The organism is Paucidesulfovibrio longus DSM 6739, from assembly GCF_000420485.1.
In the GTDB taxonomy this organism is placed as follows: Bacteria; Desulfobacterota; Desulfovibrionia; order Desulfovibrionales; family Desulfovibrionaceae; genus Paucidesulfovibrio; species Paucidesulfovibrio longus.
The window spans coordinates 200,433-216,923 of the sequence record NZ_ATVA01000013.1; the positions used below are offsets into that span (position 1 = coordinate 200,433).

Sequence of the window (16,491 nt, forward strand, 5' to 3'; positions counted from 1 at the left end):
GGAAAGAAGCATTCATTCATGGTGTAAGCGGAGGCTAAAAAGCCTTGCCAGACAACGACTTAGAAGCGCCATGAGCGACGGAGGCACGCATGAACCTGAAAGAGATCCACTACGGGATCGAGATTGAGACCGTAAAACGCACCCGGGAACAGATCGCCTGGGCCATCCACTCGGTGGTGGGCGGCACGGTCCGCCATGTCGGCATCCCCAGCAGCTATGACCCCTGGGAGGTCGAGGACCTGCGCGGCCGCGTCTGGAAGGTGGTGGGGGACGCCTCCCTGACCAGCGTCCCGGCCCATCTGCGGGCCGAGGTGGTCAGCCCGGTGCTCGGCTACGACGACATCCCGCAACTGCAGGAGGCGGTCCGGGCCATCCGCCGCGCCGGTGGCAAGATCAACAGCCAGTGCGGCATCCACATCCATATCGACGCCGCGCCCTTCGACGGCAGGCACCTGGGCAACCTGGCCAAGATCGTCTACAAGCAGGAACCGCTGATCCTCCACGCCCTCGGCATCAGCCGCGACCGGCTCAACCGCTACACCCGGCCGGTCAGCGACGAGCTGATCCAACGCATCGAACAGCATCGCCCGCGCACCAAGGACCAGCTCAACCGCATCTGGTACGGCTACCACAACCGCCAGCCCCAGCACTACGACAACAGCCGCTACCACGGGGTCAACCTGCACAACGTCTGGTACCGGGGCACGGTGGAGTTCCGCTGGTTCGAGGCGACCCTTCACGCGGGGCGGATCAAGGCCTACCTGCAGTTCTGCCTTGCGGTCGCCGCCAAGGCGCTCAATGGAAGGGCCGCCTCCAGCCGCAAGCGGGATTTCGATCCCCAGAGCGCCAAATACGACTTCCGGGTCTTCCTGCTCCACCTCGGCCTGATCGGCGACGAGTTCAAGACTGCCCGCAAGCATCTGATGGCCAACATGCCAGGTGACGCCGCCTTCAAGAACGGACGCCCTAAACCGGAGGAGGTCCTGCTGGACGAAACCGAAACCACCACTCTCACCAACGAGGCCGGGCAAGTTCCCGGCCTCACTGTTTAAGGAGGTGCCCCATGAAGATTCTGATCCGCTCCACCACGCTGGACGGCGAACCGATCCCCGGCAGCGGGGAAACCATCCAGGCCAATGACTGCCTCGAAGTTGTCGAGCTGATGCGCGGCCAGACGCCGTTCACCGCCAGCCGAGCGCCCCGGGACTACATGACCGAGGTGCTCTCCGGCATCCAAGGCGGGCCGACCCAACCATTGCCGGAGGACGCCACCGCTGCAGCCGCCGAGTTTCTCACCCGCCTGGCCCGGCACGGCCTGATCGAATTCCTGCCCGACGACAAGGCCAGCGATCCCTGGCCGGACCGCTTCCTCGAAGCCCTGGAGACGGTACGGCTCTCCGGGCGCACCAACATGCTCGACCACCCGGAGGTGACCCGCCTGACCGCCGAGATGGGCTACCCGGAGGTGGCCGAGTGGCTGGCCGACCACCGGCGTGAATACGCGGCCTTCGTTCTCGAAGGGACAAGACTGCTCGGCAAGAACTTCGGCGGCAAGGGGGACCCGGCTCCATGTGCGGACAAGTAGGCATCATCTTCGGCCGCAAGCGCAGACGGCCCGACGAGCAGGATTACCTGCGCGAGGTCTTCATCCGCATGCTGTTGCACAGCGAGGAACGCGGCCCACACGCCTCCGGTCTGGCCTGGCTCAAGACCGACGGCAGCCATCGCATCTTCAAGCGTCCGATGCGGGCACACGAGCTGGTCTACGAGAAGCCGTTTCAGGAGCTGCTCGGACAGGTCGACAACGAGACTACCGTTCTCATGGGGCATACCCGCTGGCGCACCCGGGGCAACGAGTTCAACAACCGCAACAACCATCCGATCCGGGCCGGGATCGTCATCGGCACCCACAACGGCACCATCTACAACGCCGATTATCTGTTCCGCCGCCTCCGGCTACCGCGCTACGCCGAAGTGGACAGCGAACTGATTTTCCGCTTGGCCGACCGCTTCGCGCCCGGAGGCCCCATCGACCAGGAGGGGCTGAAGAAGGCGCTTGCCCTCTGTCGCGGCCAGATGAGCGCCGTGCTGGCCTCACGGCTCGACCCCGGCACCATCACCGTGCTCAAGGGCAACAAGCCGCTCTGCCTGCGCATCCACCGCCAGCACCGGGTGGTGCTCTACGCCTCGGACGACGCCTTTATCGACTTTGCCCTGGACAACGAGAAGGGCTGGCGCGAGCTGGAAGTACCGCCCATGACCATGCTCACCATCCGTCACGAGGATGTGCGGGTCATCGAAAACAGCGAATTCCGCTTCATCCCCCAGGAGCGCAAAGGGACACTGCCCGAAGGAGTGAATGCATGAACATTGGAGACACCGCGAAGCTGAACACAAGCCCGGAAGACAGTCCCGAGACCATCCTCCGGCTCTTCGTCTACGGCACCCTGAAACGGGGCTACTGGAACCATCAACGTTTCTGCGCCCAGGCCCGCAGCATCGAACCGGCCGTGGTTTGGGGCAGGCTCTACCACCTCCACGCCGGTTTTCCGGCCCTCGAAGTGCCGGAGGGTCTGATCCTGGCCCGAGGCAGCGCCGATCCACTGGCCGACGCCAGCAGACAGCAGGAGATCGGCACACCGCGTTTCGGCCGCCCGACCGGAGACTGGGATCTGATCCATGGGGAACTGGTGACCTTCACCGATCCGCAGCGCGATCTGCCGCCCATCGACCGGCTGGAAGGATTTCGGCCCGGCGGGCACAGCATGTACAAGCGGGTGATGGTGGCGGTGCTGTGCGGGCGCACCTCGATTCCTGCCTGGATCTACTGGATGCCCCGTGTTGAAAACGGCACCCGGCTTGACTCCGGCGTCTGGCATCGAGCGTGATAGAAAATAATCGGCTCAAATCGGTAAAGATCGTTTGACATAGCACATAGCGCCTTTGTATATTGATGAAGTTTTTTAACCTGGGAGAGGTGCGTCCAGTCTCTCCCGTTTCGCCTCTGGCGGACGTGGCAAACAACCAAAACGCCCGTGGAGCAAGAGAATGAACGAAATGGAAGACCGTTGGTTATCAATAACCGAGATTTGCAAACACCTCGGAGTCAGCAATGACACCGTTTACAAGTGGATCGACAAGCATGGTATGCCCGCCCACCGCATGGGTCGTCTTTGGAAGTTCAAGAAAGATGAAGTCGACGCCTGGGTCAAGGCTGGCGGCGCGGCCGAGCCTGCGGAAACCGACAAGAAGCGCAAGGAGTAATAACGGGCTATGAACCATGTGATCCACAACAGCATCGTCAATTTTATCTGGGGTATCGCCGACGACGTGCTGCGCGATGTCTACGTGCGCGGCAAGTACCGCGACGTGATCTTGCCGATGACGGTCATCCGCCGTCTCGACGCGCTTTTGGAGCCGAGCAAGGAAAAGGTGCTCGGCATGAAGAAGCAGCTCGACGGGGCCGGGATCGCCAACCAGCACGCTGCGCTCTGCCAGGCCGCAGGCGAGGCCTTTTACAACGTCTCGCCCTTTACCCTGCGCGACCTGAAGAACCGCGCCAAGCAGCAACAGCTCAAGGCCGATTTCGAAGCCTATCTGGATGGCTTTTCACCCAACGTCCAGGAGATCCTCGACAAGTTCAAGTTCCGCAACCAGATCCCCACGTTGATCGAGGCCGACATCCTCGGCCACCTGATTGAAAAGTTTCTCGACGGCCGCGTCAATCTCAGCCCCAAGCCTGTTCAGGACGTGGACGGCAACGAACTGCTCCCGGCGCTCGACAACCATTCGATGGGCACCATCTTCGAGGAGCTGATCCGCCGTTTCAACGAGGAGAACAACGAAGAGGCCGGAGAGCACTTCACGCCCCGCGACGTGGTCAAACTCATGGCCGACCTGATCTTCCTGCCGGTGGCCGACGACATCGAATCGGGCACCTACCTCGTCTATGACGGGGCCTGCGGCACCGGCGGCATGCTGACCGTGGCAGAAGAGCGCCTGGCCGAGCTGGCCGAAAGCCACGGCAAGGATGTCTCCATCCACCTGTTCGGCCAGGAGGTGCAGCCGGAAACCTACGCCATCTCCAAGGCCGACCTGCTGCTCAAAGGCGAAGGGGCCGAGGCCGAGAACATGAAGTACGGCTCCACGCTCTCCAGCGATGCCTTCCCGTCGCAGGAATTCGACTTCATGCTCTCCAATCCGCCCTACGGCAAGAGCTGGAAGACCGATCTGGAGCGCCTGGGCGGCAAGGGGGACATCAAGGACCCGCGCTTTGTCACCCAGCACGGCGGCGACCCGGAATACAAGATGATCACCCGCTCCTCGGACGGGCAGCTCATGTTTCTGGTCAACAAGCTCTCCAAGATGAAGCACACCACCCGCCTCGGCAGTCGCATCGCCGAGGTCCACAACGGCTCGTCACTCTTCACCGGCGACGCCGGTCAGGGCGAGAGCAACATCCGTCGCTGGATCATCGAGAACGACTGGCTGGAGGCCATTATCGCCCTGCCGGAGAACATGTTCTACAACACCGGCATCGCCACCTACATCTGGGTACTGACCAACCGCAAGTCTGATACGCGCCGAGGCAAGGTCCAGCTCATTGACGCCACCGAATGGTACGTGCCACTGCGCCGCAACCTCGGCAAGAAGAACTGCGAGTTCTCCGAGGAACACATCCGCGCCATCTGCGATCTGGTGGTGAATCCGGTCGAAACCGAGAAATCCAAGATCTTCCCCAACGAGGCCTTCGGCTACTGGAAGGTGACGGTGGACCGCCCGCTGCGCCTCGCCGCCCACCTGAGCCCGGCCCGGCTGGAACGGTTCGAGCGGGCCTGCGCCAAGGCCAAGGAAGAGCCGCTGGCCAAGCTGGCCCGCCGCGTGGCAGAGACGCTTGGAGCCGGTCCTCACCTGGATTTCAACGCCTTTATGGACACCGTTGAGGCCGATGCCGACAAGCACGGCGTCAAGCTCACCGCCAAGCGCAAGAAGCTGCTGCAAAGCGACCTCTGCGACACCCGCGAGGACGCCGCGCCGGTACTGAAGAAGGTTCACAAGCCCGGCAAGGCCACGCCCGATCCCATCCACGGCCTCTTTGAGGCCGAGGTGAACGGCAAGACCTGCGTGGTCGAATACGAGCCGGATACCGCCCTGCGCGACAGCGAACAGGTGCCGCTGCTGGAAGAAGGCGGTATCGAGGCCTTCTTCCAGCGCGAAGTGCTGCCCTACACCCCGGATGCCTGGATCGACCCGAGCAAAACCCAGGTAGGTTACGAAATTTCCTTCACCCGCCATTTCTACCGGCCCGCGCCCATGCGCACCCTGGATGAGATCAAGTCCGACATCTACGCCCTGGAGCAGGAAACCGAAGGGCTGCTGGAACAGATTGTCGGGGGGGCCAAATAATGAAACTGGCCCCATATCCAGAATACAAGGATTCCGGTGTGCCGTGGTTAGGGAAGATTCCGGCCCATTGGGACGTAAAGCCGGGTTTTGCCTTTTTGTCGGAGCGCAAAGAAAAGAACACCGGCATGAAAGAATCTACAGTACTGTCCCTGAGTTATGGACAAATAGTCGTAAAGCCCCCTGAAAAGCTTCATGGGTTGGTACCTGAGTCTTTCGAAACCTATCAGATTGCCGTCCCTGGGAATATCATCATAAGGGGCACTGATCTTCAGAATGACAAGACAAGCCTCCGTGTCGGTAAGGTGCGCAACAGAGGGATAATTACATCCGCTTACCTATGCCTACAAGCCAACGAAAAAATCAATCCAGACTACGCCCATTTGCTATTGCATGGGTATGACTTGATGAAAATCTATTATGGTATGGGATCGGGGCTTCGTCAGAATCTGGATTTTAGCGATTTTAAGCGATTGCCTGTTCTTGTCCCTTCATCCACCGAACAAAGCAAAATTCACCAATATGTGGAATCAATTCATGCGCAGATCAACAAATTCATCCGCAACAAGCGGCGGCTCATCGAACTGCTCAAGGAGCAGAAGCAGAACGTCATCAACCAGGCCGTGACCCGGGGGCTTGATCCCAACGTCAAGCTCAAGCCCAGCGGCGTGGAATGGATCGGGGATATTCCGGGGCATTGGGAGATGCGGAAGATAACGCATCTTTATAGGCAGATTGGAAGTGGAACTACGCCTCAGAGTGGCAATGCAGATTATTACGACGGAAACATTCCTTGGATCATCTCCGGTGATTTAACTGATGGTTTTCTAGAGACAACATCAAAAAAGGTAACTGACAAAGCGGTTCAGGACTATTCAACCTTAAAAATGTATCCAGAAGGTTCATTGGTTGTTGCTATGTATGGGGCGACTATTGGCAAAGTAAGCCTTACATCGATTCGCGCATGTACTAATCAGGCATGTTGCGTGCTCTCCAACCCTCGCAATGACATTAATAACAAATTCATGCTGCAACTGTTTCTCAAGATTAAGCCTGACTTGGTACGAATGGGCTACGGCGGAGGACAGCCTAATATCAGCCAAGATACTATCAAGGGATTGAGGTTGCCCATTCCGTCAATCGAGGAGCAGGGAGATATTGTCACCTTTATAGAAAACGAGACGGCGACGATTGACTACGCGATAACCCACGCCAAGCGTGAGATCGAGCTGATGCGCGAATACCGCACCCGACTGATTTCTGACGTAGTCACCGGTCAAGTGGATGTACGTGGCATTGAGGTGCCGGATGTTGCTGAGGACGAACTGCTGGCGCTGGTTGAGGACACCGGTGAGGCCGATGAAGTGATCGATGACGAGGGGGAGATGGATGAAACCGACTGACAAAACCCCAAAAAACAGCCTCGGCAAACCGCAGGACTATCCGCGCCTGCTGACCGAGATCAAGGAGCGCATCCGCTCCGCCCAGTACGAAGCCCTCAAGGCGGTCAACAAGGAGCTGGTCGGCCTGTACTGGGATATCGGCCGGATGATCGTGGAGCGGCAGGATGTTGAAGGCTGGGGCAAGGCGGTGGTGGAACAGCTCGCCGCCGATCTGCGGACGGAGTTCCCCGGCGTAGGTGGCTTTTCGGCTTCCAACCTCTGGCGAATGAAGGCCTTTTTCGAAGCCTACACCGGTCTAGAAAAACTCGCACCACTGGTGCGAGAAATCGGCTGGAGCCACAACCTGGCCATCCTGGAGCGCTGCAAGGACGCGCTGGAACGGGAATTCTACATCCGCATGACCCGCAAGTTCGGCTGGTCCAAGAATGTCCTCATTCACCAGATAGACAACCAGAGCTATGAAAAATCCCTGCTGGGCCAGACCAACTTCGACCAGGCGCTTACGCCGGAACTTCGCGCCCAGGCCAAGCTGGCGGTGAAGGACGAATACACCTTCGATTTTCTGGAGCTGGGCGAGGAACACAGCGAGCGGGAGCTGGAACGGGCGCTCATCGCCCGGATCGAGGATTTCCTCCGGGCCATGGGCGGCATGTTCGCCTTCATGGGCAGCCAATACCGGCTTGAGGTGGACGGCAAAGAATTTTTTATCGACCTCTTGTTGTTTCACCGCCGCCTGCGCTGCCTTGTCGCCATTGAATTGAAAGTCGGCGAATTCCTGCCGGAGTTCGTCGGCAAGATGCAGTTTTATCTGGCGGCTCTGGACCGGCAGGTCCGCCAGGAGGACGAGAACCCCTCCATCGGCATCATCCTGTGCAAGGAGAAGAGCCGCACGATTGTGGAATACGCCCTGCACGACGCCCGCAAGCCCATCGGCGTGGCCACTTATGAAATCACCAAGACCCTGCCCAAGGCGCTAAAAGGCCAACTGCCGTCGCCGAAGGACATCGCCCATTTGCTGGAGGATCTATGAAACCTACCGACACCAGCGAAAAGGGCCTGGAATCGATCATCGTCGCCTCCCTTGTGGAGGATGCCGGATATGTTCAGGGCGACCCGCAGGACTACGACCGGGAACACGCCGTCGATCTGGTCAAACTGCTGCAGTTCCTCGCCGCCACCCAGCCCGATGGCTATGAGGCTCTTGGCATCGACGAGGAAGGCCCCAAGCGCACACAATTCCTGCACCGCCTGCAGGGCGAGATCGCCAAGCGCGGCGTGGTGGACGTGCTGCGCGGCGGCATCAAGCACGGCCCGGCCCATGTGGACCTTTTCTACGGCACGCCGACGCCGGGCAACGTGAAGGCAGCCGAACGGTTCGCGGCCAACATCTTCAGCGTCACCCGCCAGCTCCGCTACAGCCGCAACGAGACCGCGCTCTCCCTCGACATGGCCGTGTTCATCAACGGCCTGCCCATCGCCACCTTCGAACTCAAAAATAAACTCACCAAGCAGACGGTGCTCGATGCCGTGCAGCAGTACCAGCGCGACCGCGACCCGAAGGAGCTGCTATTTCACTTCGGCCGTTGCGTCGTCCATTTTGCCGTGGACGATCACGAGGTCCGCTTCTGTACCCACCTCAAGGGCAAGGGCTCGTGGTTTCTGCCCTTCGACAAAGGCTACAACGACGGCGCTGGCAATCCGCCCAACCCGGCCGGGCTTGCCACCGACTATCTGTGGAAGGAGTCCCTCTCCAAGGCGGGCCTGACCGACATTCTGGAAAACTACGCCCAGGTGGTGGAGGAAAAGGACGAGAAGACCGGTAAAAAGAGATACAAGCAGATATTCCCCCGCTACCACCAGTTGAAGGTGGTGCGCATGCTGCTGGCCAATGCCGCCGAGAGCGGCATCGGCAGGCGCTACCTGATTCAGCACTCGGCGGGCAGCGGCAAGAGCAACTCCATCGCCTGGCTGGCGCACCAGCTCGTGGGGCTGGAACACGAGAGCAAGGCGTTGTTCGATTCGGTCATTGTGGTCACCGACCGGCGCGTGCTCGACAAGCAGATTCGCGACACCATCAAGCAGTTTGCCCAGGTTTCCGCCACCGTCGGCCATGCCGAACATTCCGGCGACCTGCGCAAATTCCTCAAGGCCGGGAAAAAAATCATCATCACCACGGTGCAGAAGTTCCCGTTCATCCTCGATGAGATCGGCGACGAACACCGCAAGAGCAAATTCGCCATCATCATCGACGAGGCCCATTCTAGCCAGGGTGGCAAGACCACCGCCGCCATGAACCGCGTGTTGGAGGAGACCGCGCCCTACGGCGACTCTGATGACGAGGGGGAAGAGACGGTCGAGGACAAGATCAACAAGATTATGGAAGGCCGGAAGATGGTGACCAACGCCAGCTACTTTGCCTTCACCGCGACCCCAAAGAACAAGACTCTGGAGATCTTCGGCGAGCCGGACCCGCAACCCGACGGCACAGTGAAGCACTACCCTTTCCACAGCTACACCATGAAACAGGCCATCCAGGAAGGCTTCATCCTCGATGTGCTGAAGAACTACACCCCGGTGGAAAGCTATTACCGCCTGGCCAAGACCGTGGAGGACGACCCGCTCTTCGACGCCAACAAGGCCCAGAAAAAGCTGCGCCGCTATGTAGAATCTCACGAGCACGCCATTCGCGAGAAAGCCGAGATCATGGTGGATCACTTCCACGCCCAGGTGATCGGCCACCGCAAGGTTGGTGGCCAGGCCCGGGCCATGGTCATCACCAACGGCATCGTGCGGGCCATCCAGTATTTCCACGCCTTCAAGGGTTACCTCAAGGAGTGTAGGAGCCCGTATGAGCCGATTGTGGCTTTTTCCGGCGAACACGAGTTTGGTGGCAACAAGGTGACGGAGGCGACGCTAAATGGATTTCCCAGTAGCCAGATTACAGACAAGATCCAGCAGGACCCGTACCGCTTCCTGATCGTCGCCGACAAATATCAGACCGGCTACGACCAACCGCTGCTCCATACCATGTACGTGGACAAGGCGCTCTCCGGCATCAAGGCGGTGCAAACCCTCTCGCGGCTCAATCGTGCCCATCCGCAGAAGCACGATACCTTTGTCTTGGATTTCTATAACGACTCGGAAACCATCCAGAAGTCGTTCGAGCCCTATTACCGAACAACCATCCTTAGTGACGAGACCGACCCCAACAAACTGCACGACCTCAAGTCGGATCTCGACGGCTACCAGGTCTATTCGCAGGCGCAAATCGACGACCTGGTGGGGCTCTATCTGAACGGCGCGGACCGCGACAAGCTCGACCCGATCCTGGACGCCTGCGTGGCCACCTACAACGCCGATCTCGATGAGGACGGCCAGGTGGATTTCAAGGGTAAGGCCAAGGCTTTTGTGCGCACCTACGGCTTTCTGGCCTCGATTCTGCCGTACTCGAACGCCGACTGGGAAAAGCTGTCGATCTTCCTGAACTTCCTGATCCCGAAGCTCCCCGCGCCCAAGGAAGAGGATCTGTCCCGGGGCATCCTGGAGGCCATCGATATGGACAGCTACCGTGTCGAGGTGAAAACCAGCCTGAAGATCGGCCTTGCGGATCAGGATGCCGAAATCGGACCGGTGCCGACCAGCGGCGGCGGCCGCAAACCGGAACCGGAGCTGGACCAACTGAGCAACATCATCAAGGCGTTCAACGACCAGTTCGGCAACATCGATTGGAAGGACGGCGACAAAATCCGCCAGGTCATCGCCGAGGAGATCCCGGCCAAGGTAGCGGCGGACGCGGCCTACCAGAACGCCATGAAGAACAATGATAAGAAGACCGCCAGGATCGAACACGACGCTGCGCTACAGCGGGTCATGATCGACCTCTTGTCCGACCACACCGAGCTGTTCAAGCAGTTCAGCGACAACCCGTCTTTCAAGAAATGGCTGGGTGACACCATCTTCGGCGTGACCTATCAGCAACAGGCCGAACAATCCGCAACGGGGGCGAGCCATGGACGTTAAAACGGCAGCTATTCAGGTTTTGCAGCAGGCCGAAATGGCACTGAACGCCAAGGACATCGCCGAGCAGATCATGGCTGCCGGTCTCTGGCAGTCCGATGGCAAGACCCCAGACGCCACTGTCAGCGCCCGGCTCTACTCCGACATCAAGAACAACGGAGACAAGTCACCCTTTGTAAAGGTCGGCCCTCAGACCTTCGCTCTTCGGGATTCCACTGAAATACCGAGCGGCGCTGCGTCGGTTCCTGTGGCCGTCGAAGAAGCCCCAAAACATCATCCGAACGCGGGTTTCTCCTTTACCGATTGCGCTCAGAAGGTGCTCGAGGAGTTCGGCGGCAAGAAGCCGATGCACTACAAGGAGATCACCGAGAAGGCCCTGCAAAAAGGTTGGCTGGTGACAGGCGGCAAAACGCCCGAGGCCACCATGTACGCCCAGGTGATCACCGAGATCAAACGCCAGCAGAAACGCGGTGAGCGCCCCCGCTTTGTCCAGCACGGCCGTGGCTATGTGGGCCTGAGCCAATGGATGGGGCGCGGACTGGCGTTCCAGATCGAACAGCACAACCACCAGGTCCGGAAGGTCCTGCGTGAGCGCTTGCTGGCAATGAAACCCGGCGAGTTCGAGGAGCTTATCTCGCAGTTGCTGGCGGAGATGGGCTTCGAGATGGTTAAAGTGACCAAGCTCAGCGGCGACGGCGGCATCGATGTCCGGGGCACCCTGGTGGTCGGTGACGTGGTCCGCATCAAGATGGCAGTCCAGGTCAAGAAATGGAAGCTCAAGAACAACATCCAGGCTCCGGTGGTGCAGCAGGTGCGCGGCAGCCTGGGGGCGCACGAGCAAGGCCTGATCATCACCACAAGCGATTTCAGCCCCGGAGCCGTCAAGGAGGCCGCCCAGGCAGACAAAACCCCCATCGCCCTGATGAACGGGGACCAGCTTGTGATGCTGCTGATGGAACACGGCATCGGCGTTCATCGCTCGACGCCTGATCTGTTTGAGATCGATGAGGAGTTTGCTGCTCACCAGAATGCAATTAAGGAATAGCCATATGGAATGATGTAGAAACAATCTTTGGCGTCACCTATCAATCCACAACACGAATTGGTGCGGGGTAAAAAGTGATGGATATCCTGCTGACATTCACCGGTTTTCACACCCCCTATTCAAAGGGATTGGTTGATCAAGAGGAGCTTGAGCCGCCATGTCCAGAACCGCCCCAAAATTCCGCATCGCCATTAACGGCTATGGCCGCATCGGTCAAAGCGTCCTGCGGGCGCTCTATGTCGGTCGCCGCCACAGCGACCTGAAGGTGGTGGCGATCAACGAGCTGTCCGACCTCGACACTTTGACCTATCTGACACGCTACGATACCACCCATGGCCGTTTCCCCGTGGAGGTGAGGAACGACGGCAGCCATCTGCTGATCAACGGAGACCGCATCCGGGCACTGAACGAGAGAAGCCCCGAGAATCTACCCTGGAAGGACCTGGATGTCGATCTTGTTTTCGAATGCACGGGTACCTTTACCGATCGCTCCACTGCGGAGTGCCACCTGGCCAGCGGTGCGCGACGGTTGCTCTTTTCACAGCCCGCCGATGCGGACATAGATGCCACCATTGTCCACGGTTTCAACAGTAGGCACCTAAAACCCGGCCATCGGATCGTCTCCTGCGGCTCCTGCACCACCAACTGCATCGTTCCCATCCTCGACCTGCTCGACCAACATTACGGGATCGAGAACGGCGTAACCACGACCATCCATTCGGCAATGAACGACCAGCCGGTGATCGACAGCTATCACCACACCGATCTGCGGCTGACCCGCAGCGCCATGCAGTCCATGGTCCCGGTCGATACCGGCCTGAGTCAGGGGATTGGCAAGATGATGCCCGCCCTGAGCGGCCGTTTCGAATGTCTGCACCTGCGCGTACCGACCATCAATGTTTCTCTGATGGACCTGGCCATCAACCTACGTCGTCCTGCGGATGCCATTTCGGTCAACGCCCTCTTTCGTGAAGCCTCGGAAGGACGCTTGCTGGGGCTCCTGGGATACACCGAAGAGCCCCACGCTTCGGTCGATTTCAACACCGACCCCCGCTCGGCGATCATCGACGGAACTCAGACCCGGGTGAGCGCCTGCAGGCTGCTCAAACTCATGGCTTGGTTCGACAACGAGTGGAGTTACGCCAATCGCATGCTCGATGTAGCGCAAACCTGGCAGAGCCTGGCGGGGGAATAAGCTTATAGGAAGATCTTCGAGTCTTGCCCCGTCAAAAAATAAAAATCGAATAAGCATCCCAGTGTTTACTCAAACCAAGTGATTACCTTGAGGGCTCAGTATTTCGATCATCGATTACCATTCCATCCCTTCCAACCGCAACGTGGCGGGGTAGGGTTCCTGCGTGGTCCATCAGCCACAAATCCAACTCATGACTTACATGGGTGAGGATCACCCTCCGCGCTCCGATGGCATCCGCGCTTTCCAGCGCGGTGCGCACATCATTATGGTTACGTGGCCGCCTCTCCAGAGGTGGATGACAGCAATCGAGGATAACGCAATCAGGCCGCCACTGTTTAAAAAACTCCACGCTGCCGGGCGGCAGGCCGATGGTGTCGCAAAGATAGGCAATCCTTGCCGAACCCGCTTCAAGGCAGTAGCCAAAGGTCATCTTGGAATGCACCAGGGGAACAGGGGTAGCCGTCACGTCACCAAAGAGAGCCGGGCTGAATTCCTGGAGCCGGTGAAACTTCAGCAAGCCGTTGTTTTTGTAAAGGTCGGCACAGCCCTCCGGATCGGGAGGCGCTCCGACATCGATCCGTGGGTCTGTGCCCCAGCGGAGATGAAACAGTCCCTGAACATGATCGGGGTGGAAATGGGTGAGCAGGATTGCGGTCAGGTTTCCGGAAGGAAAGCGCTCGGCGAGATCGATCAGCCCCGCGTCGATCAAGAGCCGCGTGCCGCTGGATTCAACAAGCGCCGTGCTTGGACGTCGCATGAAACGTGGATCGAGCCTTGCCCGTTCACAGGCCGGACAACTGCACCCATAAAGGGGTACGCCGCCGGCGTCGCCTGTTCCCAGCAAGCTTAAACGCAAACCACCCGTGTTTTTTGGTGGCATCGGGCCGGTCCGGGAGTCATGCCTTGAATCAATTTTCCCGGATGACGGAAGGATTCCTGAGTTCAGTGTGCTCATGAATGAAGACGCCTGTCGGGCTGTAAACGGTCATTCACGGAATCATGCAGAATGAGATCGATCAACGTGTCACCACCTTCGTGAAGCGGCCCGTCGTTATTGACCTTGAGACAGCCCTTGCAGGCGCCTGCAAGAGCTTGGTGCCGTTGCAGACGTTTTTCAACCTGCTCCCTCGTTTCGCGGCCCCGGCTCAGGAGCCGTTCCCGGAGGACATCCGCAGAAACCTCGATCAAGAGTGGCACCACATTATGATATCGACCGGAAACCTGGGGCAAGTATTCGCGGGAGCCGTTCACAATGACGGTCGCGCCGCTTGCAAGCCACTGGTCGATCTCGATGCCGATCCCGTAATGATGGCCGTGGCTTTGCCAATGAAAGGCGAAAAGCCCGGCCGCAACCCGCGAGGAAAATTCATCCGGGGTGAGCGACACATGGTTTTCACCTCCCGCATCCGCTGGACGGGTGATATAGCGATGAGCGAAAACGATATTGGAGTGTTTGGCCAGTTTTTCCCGGGCGTAACGCATCAGGCTGTCCTTGCCGCTTCCCGATGCCCCCATGACGTAAATGAGTCGGGCTTTCATCGTGGGTCGCTCACACATGATCAAAAGAGGCAGAGAGTACGAGCTCGCCGCCCACCCAGACTTTTTCCGCCTGGGGAAGAGAGCCAAGCATCTTCACGGCTACAAGGTCGGCTCGCTTGCCGATGGTTATCTCTCCACGATCAGACAACCCAGCGGCGCGCGCCGGATTGACGGTCACCATGGCCACGGCTTGGCAGAGGGAAATATCCGTAAGAGAAGGCAGACGCATGATGGATGGCAGCAACGCAGCAGGGGAATAATCGCCGCAGAGGCAGTCGGCTACCCCATTGCTGACGGCATCAAGCGCCCGCATATTGCCCGACTGGGATTTTCCGCGCAGGATATTGGGAGCTCCGAACAGGGTGGCCAAGCCGTTTTCGCGGGCGGCGCGGGCGGTTTCGAGGTTGATCGGGAACTCGGAGATGACTGCGCCAAGCGCCCGCACCGTGGCGACCTTGTCCGGCGAGTCGTCGTCGTGACTGGCGATAGACACATTATGAATCCGAGCTTGCTCGGCCAGAGACTTCATGCGCTCCATGGCCCCCTGTGCGGCCTCAAGCTTGCGTGTCAGAATGGTGTCCAGCGCGTCGGCATCTGTCTTGTAGGTACGAGCGAGATACTCGCGATAGGCCTCCACGTCCCGAAATTGTCCCTGACCCGGGCTGTGGTCCATGAAGGAGATCAGATGGGCGTCGCCTTTTTCAATGAGATCACGCAAGACCGGCGGTGCGGTTTCGTCAGTGACCTCATAGCGGACATGTACCCGGTTATCGATCAGCGCATGGAGACGCCAGGCATGGACGGCGCGGGCAATCTCTGCGGCGAAGGCGTTGTTGCGCACGCCCAATTCATGATTGGCAAAGGAAAGGGCATGAAATACTGTGGTAATACCAGCCACGGCGTTGCGTTTGTCTGATTGGGCGCAGGCAAAATCGAGGGGAAAGTGCACGTTTGGCCTTGGTTCGATTTCCTTTTCCAGAGCGTCGCAATGCAGGTCGATCATGCCGGGAATAAGAATCCTGCCGGAAAGGTCGATGATTTTGGCATCTTTCGTGCCGTTCGGATCAATGGCGGCAATGCGTCCGTCTTCTATTAAAACAGCGATGTCCTCAACTACTTCGGCTGGAAATACGACCCGAGCATGGGTCAGCAAAGTTTGCTTCATTATAATTTTTCCTCGATTTCATGGAATTCCGCCCCTTGAGGCGTCAGTTCAACGACCCGGTCCGCGAGACGGCGGACCAGTTCGGGGTGGTGGAACACAGCCAGCATGCCGACGTTTTTGGCCTTGATGGAGGAAAGGAGATCGATGACTCGGTCGGTGGTTGCCGGATCAAGACTTGCGGTGGGTTCATCGAGCAGGAGCAGACGTGGTCTTGAAATGAGCCCGCGCGCCAGGTTTACCCGTTGCTTTTCTCCTCCGGAAAACGTGGCGGGCGGCACATGCCAGAGACGTTCCGGGACATCGAGAAGACGCAGAATATCGGCGGCGGCGTCACGGGCCCCTTCTTTTTTCTCGCCTCGAACGACCAGTGGCTCCCCGACCACGTCCAAGGTGGCCTTTCGCGGCAGACAGTGAAGGAACTGGGTCACAAACCCGATATCCCGCTTCCTCAATTCCAGTATCCGATGATCCGACGCCTGCACCAGATCGGTGGTATGGCCCGTCTCGTCGTGATAAAGTATGCGGCCGCCGCGCGGAAGATAGGTGCGATAGATGCATTTCAGCACGGATGATTTACCGCAGCCGGTCGGCCCTACCAGGGCCGTCATCTTCTTATTGTAAACCGTCAGATCGACATCGTCGCAGGAAGGAATGAACGCCTTCTGCTCGTGCAGAAAAAAGCGTTTGCTTAATTTTTCAACTGTTAAAATCGGTGTGTCCACTA

At 58.9% G+C, this 16,491-nt stretch carries 15 protein-coding genes; 11 read left to right on the top strand and 4 right to left on the bottom strand.

Features of this window, described 5'->3' with window-relative positions; translation table 11 throughout:
• The first annotated feature begins 89 nt into the window (after nucleotides 1-89).
• The 11 genes from G452_RS0108015 (at nucleotide 90) to G452_RS0108065 (ending at nucleotide 13,063) form a co-directional block, all read left to right on the top strand.
• Nucleotides 90-1,052, top strand: a complete 963-nt coding sequence (locus tag G452_RS0108015; protein WP_022661729.1) for an amidoligase family protein — start codon at nucleotides 90-92, stop codon at nucleotides 1,050-1,052.
• A gap of 11 nt (nucleotides 1,053-1,063) precedes the next feature.
• Entirely contained in the window at nucleotides 1,064-1,585 is a 522-nt protein-coding gene (locus G452_RS0108020; protein ID WP_022661730.1) for a DUF5049 domain-containing protein, read from the top strand.
• On the top strand, nucleotides 1,570-2,367 hold the full coding sequence (locus G452_RS0108025; protein ID WP_022661732.1) for a glucosamine 6-phosphate synthetase: 798 nt from the start codon (nucleotides 1,570-1,572) through the stop codon (nucleotides 2,365-2,367). The genes G452_RS0108020 and G452_RS0108025 overlap by 16 nt, the downstream gene beginning before the upstream one ends.
• Nucleotides 2,364-2,888, top strand: a complete 525-nt coding sequence (locus G452_RS0108030) for a gamma-glutamylcyclotransferase family protein (protein ID WP_022661733.1) — start codon at nucleotides 2,364-2,366, stop codon at nucleotides 2,886-2,888. The genes G452_RS0108025 and G452_RS0108030 overlap by 4 nt, the downstream gene beginning before the upstream one ends.
• Before the next feature lie 160 nt (nucleotides 2,889-3,048).
• On the top strand, nucleotides 3,049-3,264 hold the full coding sequence (locus G452_RS0108035) for a helix-turn-helix domain-containing protein (RefSeq protein ID WP_022661734.1): 216 nt from the start codon (nucleotides 3,049-3,051) through the stop codon (nucleotides 3,262-3,264).
• Between the two features lie 9 nt (nucleotides 3,265-3,273).
• Nucleotides 3,274-5,406, top strand: a complete 2,133-nt coding sequence (locus G452_RS0108040) for a type I restriction-modification system subunit M (RefSeq protein WP_022661735.1) — start codon at nucleotides 3,274-3,276, stop codon at nucleotides 5,404-5,406.
• Complete coding sequence (locus G452_RS0108045) at nucleotides 5,406-6,806, top strand: restriction endonuclease subunit S (protein WP_022661736.1); 1,401 nt, start codon at nucleotides 5,406-5,408, stop codon at nucleotides 6,804-6,806. Before G452_RS0108040 ends, G452_RS0108045 begins: the two co-directional genes overlap by 1 nt.
• Entirely contained in the window at nucleotides 6,793-7,836 is a 1,044-nt protein-coding gene (locus G452_RS0108050) for a PDDEXK nuclease domain-containing protein (RefSeq protein ID WP_022661737.1), read from the top strand. The genes G452_RS0108045 and G452_RS0108050 overlap by 14 nt, the downstream gene beginning before the upstream one ends.
• Nucleotides 7,833-10,826, top strand: a complete 2,994-nt coding sequence (locus G452_RS0108055; protein WP_022661738.1) for a type I restriction endonuclease subunit R — start codon at nucleotides 7,833-7,835, stop codon at nucleotides 10,824-10,826. The genes G452_RS0108050 and G452_RS0108055 overlap by 4 nt, the downstream gene beginning before the upstream one ends.
• The gene (locus tag G452_RS0108060; RefSeq protein WP_022661739.1) at nucleotides 10,816-11,868 is read left to right on the top strand and encodes an HTH domain-containing protein; all 1,053 of its coding nucleotides are present in this window, start codon (nucleotides 10,816-10,818) and stop codon (nucleotides 11,866-11,868) included. Before G452_RS0108055 ends, G452_RS0108060 begins: the two co-directional genes overlap by 11 nt.
• Before the next feature lie 157 nt (nucleotides 11,869-12,025).
• Complete coding sequence (locus tag G452_RS0108065; RefSeq protein WP_022661740.1) at nucleotides 12,026-13,063, top strand: type I glyceraldehyde-3-phosphate dehydrogenase; 1,038 nt, start codon at nucleotides 12,026-12,028, stop codon at nucleotides 13,061-13,063.
• Between the two features lie 82 nt (nucleotides 13,064-13,145).
• Here G452_RS0108065 and phnP read toward each other — a convergent pair whose 3' ends face one another.
• Genes phnP through phnL form a run of 4 tightly spaced genes read right to left on the bottom strand, consistent with a single transcriptional unit; the run spans nucleotide 13,146 to nucleotide 16,489 of the window.
• Nucleotides 13,146-14,018, bottom strand: coding sequence for a phosphonate metabolism protein PhnP (gene phnP, locus G452_RS21115; protein ID WP_235619603.1), 873 nt, complete (start codon nucleotides 14,016-14,018; stop codon nucleotides 13,146-13,148).
• The gene (phnN, locus tag G452_RS18615; RefSeq protein ID WP_022661742.1) at nucleotides 14,015-14,602 is read right to left on the bottom strand and encodes a phosphonate metabolism protein/1,5-bisphosphokinase (PRPP-forming) PhnN; all 588 of its coding nucleotides are present in this window, start codon (nucleotides 14,600-14,602) and stop codon (nucleotides 14,015-14,017) included. The genes phnP and phnN overlap by 4 nt, the downstream gene beginning before the upstream one ends.
• Nucleotides 14,603-14,612: 10 nt before the next feature.
• Nucleotides 14,613-15,767 carry an alpha-D-ribose 1-methylphosphonate 5-triphosphate diphosphatase gene (locus tag G452_RS0108080; RefSeq protein ID WP_022661743.1) on the bottom strand — a complete coding sequence of 385 codons (1,155 nt, stop codon included), beginning with the start codon at nucleotides 15,765-15,767 and terminating at the stop codon, nucleotides 14,613-14,615.
• Nucleotides 15,767-16,489 (bottom strand): phosphonate C-P lyase system protein PhnL, encoded by a 723-nt coding sequence (phnL, locus tag G452_RS0108085; protein WP_022661744.1) that lies wholly within the window; start codon nucleotides 16,487-16,489, stop codon nucleotides 15,767-15,769. Before phnL ends, G452_RS0108080 begins: the two co-directional genes overlap by 1 nt.
• Between the last annotated feature and the right edge of the window lie 2 nt (nucleotides 16,490-16,491).

Excerpts from the sequence above, each read along its gene's own strand:
- G452_RS0108045 (WP_022661736.1), top strand. The coding sequence starts at position 5,406 with ATGAAACTGGCCCCATATCCAGAATACAAGGATTCCGGTGTGCCGTGG.
- G452_RS0108040 (WP_022661735.1), top strand. The coding sequence starts at position 3,274 with ATGAACCATGTGATCCACAACAGCATCGTCAATTTTATCTGGGGTATC.
- G452_RS0108055 (WP_022661738.1), top strand. The coding sequence starts at position 7,833 with ATGAAACCTACCGACACCAGCGAAAAGGGCCTGGAATCGATCATCGTC.
- G452_RS0108030 (WP_022661733.1), top strand. The coding sequence starts at position 2,364 with ATGAACATTGGAGACACCGCGAAGCTGAACACAAGCCCGGAAGACAGT.
- G452_RS0108020 (WP_022661730.1), top strand. The coding sequence starts at position 1,064 with ATGAAGATTCTGATCCGCTCCACCACGCTGGACGGCGAACCGATCCCC.
- G452_RS0108065 (WP_022661740.1), top strand. The coding sequence starts at position 12,026 with ATGTCCAGAACCGCCCCAAAATTCCGCATCGCCATTAACGGCTATGGC.
- phnP (WP_235619603.1), bottom strand. The coding sequence starts at position 14,018 with ATGAGCACACTGAACTCAGGAATCCTTCCGTCATCCGGGAAAATTGAT.
- phnN (WP_022661742.1), bottom strand. The coding sequence starts at position 14,602 with ATGAAAGCCCGACTCATTTACGTCATGGGGGCATCGGGAAGCGGCAAG.
- G452_RS0108060 (WP_022661739.1), top strand. The coding sequence starts at position 10,816 with ATGGACGTTAAAACGGCAGCTATTCAGGTTTTGCAGCAGGCCGAAATG.
- G452_RS0108025 (WP_022661732.1), top strand. The coding sequence starts at position 1,570 with ATGTGCGGACAAGTAGGCATCATCTTCGGCCGCAAGCGCAGACGGCCC.
- G452_RS0108015 (WP_022661729.1), top strand. The coding sequence starts at position 90 with ATGAACCTGAAAGAGATCCACTACGGGATCGAGATTGAGACCGTAAAA.
- G452_RS0108080 (WP_022661743.1), bottom strand. The coding sequence starts at position 15,767 with ATGAAGCAAACTTTGCTGACCCATGCTCGGGTCGTATTTCCAGCCGAA.
- G452_RS0108035 (WP_022661734.1), top strand. The coding sequence starts at position 3,049 with ATGAACGAAATGGAAGACCGTTGGTTATCAATAACCGAGATTTGCAAA.
- G452_RS0108050 (WP_022661737.1), top strand. The coding sequence starts at position 6,793 with ATGAAACCGACTGACAAAACCCCAAAAAACAGCCTCGGCAAACCGCAG.